The organism is Bradyrhizobium sp., from assembly GCF_016462955.1.
In the GTDB taxonomy this organism is placed as follows: domain Bacteria; phylum Pseudomonadota; class Alphaproteobacteria; order Rhizobiales; family Xanthobacteraceae; genus Bradyrhizobium.
The window spans coordinates 13949-20031 of the sequence record NZ_JAEMSD010000048.1; the positions used below are offsets into that span (position 1 = coordinate 13949).

Annotated in this window: 5 protein-coding genes; 3 read left to right on the top strand and 2 right to left on the bottom strand. The window is 62.1% G+C overall.

The features are described 5' to 3' along the window. Positions 1–148: 148 nt before the first annotated feature. Entirely contained in the window at positions 149–958 is an 810-nt protein-coding gene (locus JHD07_RS08150) for an enoyl-CoA hydratase/isomerase family protein (protein ID WP_028139134.1), read from the top strand. 38 nt (positions 959–996) lie between these two features. Here the strand turns inward: JHD07_RS08150 and JHD07_RS08155 are convergent, their stop codons facing one another. Next, the gene (locus tag JHD07_RS08155) at positions 997–2961 is read right to left on the bottom strand and encodes an AMP-binding protein (protein WP_028139135.1); all 1965 of its coding nucleotides are present in this window, start codon (positions 2959–2961) and stop codon (positions 997–999) included. Positions 2962–3093: 132 nt separating this feature from the next. Between JHD07_RS08155 and JHD07_RS08160 the strand changes: the two genes are divergently transcribed. After that, positions 3094–3768, top strand: a complete 675-nt coding sequence (locus JHD07_RS08160; RefSeq protein ID WP_049820499.1) for a transglutaminase family protein — start codon at positions 3094–3096, stop codon at positions 3766–3768. 2 nt (positions 3769–3770) lie between these two features. On the opposite strand, the gene JHD07_RS08165 is transcribed toward JHD07_RS08160, so the two are convergent. After that, positions 3771–5159 (bottom strand): acyl-CoA dehydrogenase family protein, encoded by a 1389-nt coding sequence (locus tag JHD07_RS08165; protein ID WP_349509818.1) that lies wholly within the window; start codon positions 5157–5159, stop codon positions 3771–3773. Between JHD07_RS08165 and JHD07_RS08170 the strand changes: the two genes are divergently transcribed. Continuing rightward, the coding region (locus JHD07_RS08170; protein ID WP_366864097.1) for a 2,4-dienoyl-CoA reductase FMN-binding domain-containing protein at positions 5040–6083 on the top strand (1044 nt) is incomplete at its 3' end. The two genes, JHD07_RS08165 and JHD07_RS08170, sit on opposite strands and share 120 nt — an antisense overlap.

The window sequence follows — 6083 nt, forward strand, 5'->3', positions numbered from 1 at the left end:
TTATTAGCCCCTTTGTCGGATCGAAACTATACGCTTGCAGCGATATCCGATCAAACCTAAATTCTAACATCTGTTCGAAATCACCAAGACCGGTCGCACGCAGCGATCGGGGCGGCCGGGGACGGCTTGCCAGCAAAAGGAAGAGCCCATGTCGGACCGTTACGCCGCCTATACCAGCCTGAAGATCGATTATCCCTCGAAGCGGATCCTGCGGATCACGTTCGACCGCCCCGAAACCTACAACTCGGTCGATGCCGCGACCCACACGCAGCTCACCCACATCTGGCGCGACATCAACGACGATCCCGATATCAATGCCGTGATCGTCACCGGCGCTGGCAAGGCCTTCTCGGCCGGCGGCGACTTCGAGCTGATCAAGAGCATCCTCGACGATCCCAAGGCCCGCATGTCGACGTGGAAGGAGGCCAAGGACCTCGTCTACAATGTCATCAACTGCAACAAGCCGATCATTTCGGCCATCAACGGCGTCGCTGTCGGCGCCGGCCTCGTCGTCGGTATTCTCGCCGACGTCTCGATCTGCGGTAAATCCGCGCGTATCGTTGACGGCCATACCCGGCTCGGCGTGGCCGCTGGTGACGTCGCCTGTATCATCTGGCCGCTGCTGTGCGGGCTTGCGAAAGCGGAATACTACCTGCTGACCTGCAAGCCGCTGTCGGGCACCGAAGCCGAGCGCATCGGGCTGGTGTCGCTGTGCGTGGAAGACGCCGAATTGCAGAAGATCGCGCTGGAAACCGCGGAAGATCTCGCCACCGGCGCGCAAAGCGCGATCCGCTGGACCAAATACGCGCTCAACAACTGGCTCCGCGTCAACGGCCCGCTGTTCGACACCTCGACAGCACTGGAAATGCTGGGCTTCACCGGCCACGAGGCCCGCGAGGGTCTCGCGTCTCACCTCGAAAAGCGCAAGCCGGTATTCTCGCCGGATTGCCCGATCTGATCGGTGGCGAAGGGAAGGGCCGGTCTCCGGCTTTTCCCTCACATCGCCGCTAGCTTTTCGCGTAGCCGCTCGACTGCCTCGGGATTGGCCAGCGCGGAGAGATCGCCGGGGTCCTTGTTCTCGAACACCGCGCGCAGCACCCGGCGCATGATCTTCAGGTTACGCGTGCGCGGCAGGTCTTCGACGAACAGCACGGTTTCCGGCCGGTACGACGTGCCCATGCCGGTCACGATCGCCGACGACAGCAGCGTCGCGAGTTTCGAATCTCCCTTGACACCCGGCATCGGCACGCAGGCGCAGACGATCGCCGATCCCTTGACCGGATGCGAGATGCCGAACGCCGCGGCGTCGGCGAGCTTGCCGGTCGCGATCAGGATGCCCTCGAGTTCGGCAGGTCCCGTGCGCTTGCCCGAGATCTTGATGGTGTCGTCGGAACGGCCGAGAATGTAATAGAGCCCGTCGGTGCCGCGCATCGCGAAATCGCCGTGCACCCAGATTCCCGGAATCGTATTCCAGTAACTGTCGAGGTAGCGCGCGTCGGCCTTCCACAGGCTCTTGGTCAGGCCGATCGAGGAATGCCGCAGCACCAGTTCGCCGACGGTGCCGTCGGGAACCGGCGCTCCGGAGAGATCGACGATATCCGCGCCGACGCCCAGCGCAGGCCGCGAGAACGAGCCGGGGTTCATCGGGTGGTTGGGCGTGCCGGTAAAGATGCAGCCGCCGACTTCGGTCCCGCCGGAAATATTGATGATCGGAATCTTCTTCTTGCAGACGTGCTCGAAGAACCACCTCCACGGCGCCGTGGTCCAGGCTTCGCCGCCGGACGCCGTCATCCGCAGGCTGGAAAGATCGTAGTTCTCGACCTCTTCGCCATAGCGCATCAAGCTGCGCACGATCGTCGGCGATACGCCGAGATAAGTGACCTTGTGATCGGCGATCAGCCGCCAGAACCGCCCGGTATCGGGAAAGTCCGGCGTGCCTTCCGCGATCAACAAGCTGCCGCCGGTGATGCTCGGAATGCAGGCGCACATCGCGCCGACCATCCAGCCCATGTCGCTGAAGAAGAAGAACCGATCGGACGGCTTGAAGTCGCCACAGATGATCATGTCGCGGGTCACCATCGAGCCGATGAAGCCGATATGGGTCCAGACGCATCCCTTCGGCTCGCCGGTCGTGCCCGACGTGTAGAGCAGGATCGCAGGGTCTTCCGCCTGCATCTGTTCGGTCGCGAGCGTCGTCTCAGGACCGGCATCGGCATCGTCCCACCACCGGTCGCGGCCGTCGCGCATCGGCGTGTCGATCTCGAGTCCAGCGCGGCGGGCAACGATCACATGCTTGACCGACGGTGCGCCTTCGAGCGCGGTGTCCAGCACGGACTTGAGTGCACCCGGCGCGCCGCGGCGCCAGGTGCCGTTGGCGGTGATGACAGCCTTGGCTTCGCCGTGGTTGAGGCGGGACTGGATCGGAGCTGGGCCGAAGCCGGAGAACAGCGGCATCACGATCGCGCCGAGTTTCAGGATCGCGAAGAACGCCACGAATGTTTCCGGCAGGTTCGGCATGTAGATCGCAACGACGTCGCCGCGCCCGATGCCGAGATTGCGCAGGCCTTGTGCCAGCCGGGTCACTTCGGCGTCGAATTCGCGATAGCTCAGCGAGCGCCGTTCGTTCCTGTCTTCGCCCTCCCACACCAGGAAGGTCTGGTTCCAAACTGTCATGTCGCGGTGCTTATCGATGCAGTTCAGCACGATGTTGGTAGTGCCGCCAACGCACCAGCGCGCCCACGCTTCGCCCTTGGAGACGTCGAGCATCTGCTCGTAGTTCTTGTAGAACCTGACGTCGCAGAATTTGAAGACCTCCTGCATCAGCCAGGCTGGATCGGCCTCGGCCCGCGCGGCGAGGGCATCGTAATCCTTGTCGCCCGTCGCACGCAGGAAAGCGGTGAGGTTGCTCTGCGCCACGAGTTCCGCTGGCGGCGTCCAGATATAGGGCGTGGTGTCGCTCATGACGTTGTTACTTCGTGTTGTCGCGCCTGCCGGATGGCGCGGAAGCTAGCGCCTCGGCCGAGATTGCGTCAATGGCCCGCTATCTTTTGTTTCGAACATTTGTTAGAAATTCTGAAAAGACGGGAGAATGGAATGTACTCCGCTTCGGAATTGCTGGCATCGACGCCGTATGTCGATAGCGGATCGGACGAGATTCGCGCGTTCGTCGCGCGCAACCTATCCGACGCGGCCGAGCTCTCGCCGACGCAAAGGGCAATCCGCCTGTTCGACGCGGTGCGTGACCAGGTCCGCTACAACCCTTTCAACATCGGCACCACGGCCGACGAGTACCGCGCCAGCTTCATCGCGACCCAGCCGACGAATTATTGCGTGCCGAAGGCGATCATGCTGACGGCGGGCTTGCGCGCCGCCGGCGTTCCTGCCGCGGTCGGTTTCGCCGACGTCCGCAATCACCTCAATTCGCCGAAGCTTGCCGAACTGATGGAGACCGACCTTTTCATCTATCACGGATATGTCGCGCTCTGGCTTGACGGGCGGCAGATCAAGGTAACGCCGGCCTTCAACACCGAGATGTGCGGGCGCTTCGGCGTCAAGCAGCTTGTGTTCGATGGCCAGAACGATGCGCTGTTCCACGAATTCGACGTCAACAGCCAGCGCCACATGGAATATGTCAACGATCGCGGCTGGTTCATCGATCCGCCGATCAAGCAGCTATTGCAGGATTTCCACGCCACCTATCCGAAGCTGTGGCAGTCCAGCATCGACCGGGTCCAGATTCGCGACGCGAATTTCCACGGCGAGCGCTGATCTCACTTCCGCTCGGGTTGCTTGGCGTATTGAACGGCGACCCGGCCGACCTTCTCGCGCGCGATGACAAGTTTCTGGATCTGCGCAGTGCCGTCGCCGATCTGAAGGCCCATGACGTCGACATAGCGCTGATGGAACGGTAGGTCGGTTGTGTAGCCATAATGGCCGTGCGTCAGCAGGCATTGGTGGATGATCTCGCACGTCACTTTCGGCACATACCATTTGCACATCGCAGCTTCCGCCGTGTGGGGCAGGCCGCGGTCGCGCAGCGATAGCGTGTAAAAACAGAGCTGACGCATCATGGTGAGTTGCGTCTCTGCTTCGGCGAGTGGAAAACTGACGCCTTGATACTGGGCGATCGGCCGCTCGAAGGCGATGCGGCCGGTCGAGTATTGCCAGGCTTCGTCCACCGACGCCTGCGCCGGCCCGATGCATTCGAGCCCGATCAGGGCGCGGCTGTAGTCGAAGCCGGCCATGATCTTGGAAAATCCCTTGTTCTCCTCGGCCATCAGGCATTCGGCCGGAACGAACACATCGTCGAAGAAAACCGAGCCGCGGCCCACTGGTCTGGTGCCGATGTCGTCGAAATGGGTGCGGGTAATGCCGGGCTGATTGAGGTCGACGAAGAAGGCGCTGACGCCGCGCGCACCCTCATTGCCGGTGCGGGCAAAGATCACGGCTGCATCGCATTGGTCGGAAAAGCTCATCGAGGTCTTTTCGCCCTTGAGGCGGTATCCGCGTCCGGATTTCTCGGCGCGCAAGATGAGATTGGCAGCATCCGATCCGCCGCGTGGCTCGGTGAGGCCGAGCCCGATGATGGCTTCGCCTTTGACCACACGCGGGAGCCATTGCTGTGAAATACCGGGCGAGGCATGCTGCGCGATCATTCCGCCCATCAGCGACGCCAGCAATTGAACGTAGCTGGCGTTGAAGTCGCCGTAGGCGATCTGTTCGATGATAACGCCGGCGGTCGCGCTGCTTTCGCCAAGGCCGCCATAAGCTTCCGGAATATCGACGCCGATCAGGCCGAGATCGCCCATTTCCTTCAGCATCGCGGGGTCAATGCGGTCCTGTTTGGCTCGCTTCTGGTAGTGCGGCGCGAGCTTTTCTCTTGAAAACCGCTCGGCAACTTCGCGAAATGCCTGCTGCTCGGCGTTGAGCGTAGTGTCCATGACGTTTCCTTTGCCGGTCAGCCGGCTGTTGCATTCGGCCCGATTTTTATTCAGTCTAACAATCGTTAGAAAATGCGCAATCGTGCCCGGAGCCGCTCGATGACCGGAATGTATCCGAACCTGATGTCGCCGCTGAAGGTGGGCCGCACCACGTTGCGGAACCGCATCATCATGGGTTCGATGCACACTCGCCTCGACATGGAGGAGAACGGATTGCATAAGATGGCGATGTTTCTCGCCGAGCGCGCCAAGGGCGAGGTCGGCCTGATCATTACCGGTGGTTACGCACCGAATACCGCCGGCCTGATCGAGCCTGGCGGTCCAATATTGACCGAGCGTTCGCAAGCGCTGGAACTGCGGCGCCTCACGGATGAGGTGCATCGGCATGGCGGCCAGATGTGCATGCAGATCCTGCATTCCGGCCGGTACGCGAAACAGCCGGAGTGCCTCGGGGCGTCCGATATCCGCTCGCGCATCAACAAGTTCCCGCCGCGCGCGATGACCGTCGCCGAGATCGAGCAGACCATCGAAGACTACGTGCGTTGTGCGATGCTGGCGAAGGTAGCCGGTTTCGACGGTGTCGAGATCATGGGCTCCGAAGGGTACCTGATCAACGAGTTCACCGTGCTGCGCACCAACGACCGCAACGACGAGTGGGGCGGGGCCGAAGAAAATCGCCACCGGCTACCGGTCGAACTGGTCAAGCGTGTGCGCGCGGCGACAGGTCCGGAATTCCTGATCGTCTATCGCATTTCCGCCGCCGACCTGGTCGAACGCGGCGCAACCGGCGACGAAATCGACCGGCTGGCGCAGCGCGTTGAGAAAGCCGGCGCCGACATCCTCAACACGGGCATCGGCTGGCATGAGGCGCGCGTTCCCACCATCGCCTATCCGATCCCGCGCGCCGCTTGGCGTTTCGCCGCGGCGCGGCTCAAGAAAGTCGTCGGCATTCCCGTGGTCGCCTCCAATCGCGTCAACACGCCCGATGTGGCCGAGGAAATTCTCGCGGCCGGCGACAGCGACCTGATCTCGATGGCGCGTCCGATGCTGGCGGACCCGCATTTCGCCCGAAAGGTGCGCGAAGGCAACGCCGACAAGATCAACATCTGCATTGCCTGCAACCAGGCCTGCCTTGATCTGATC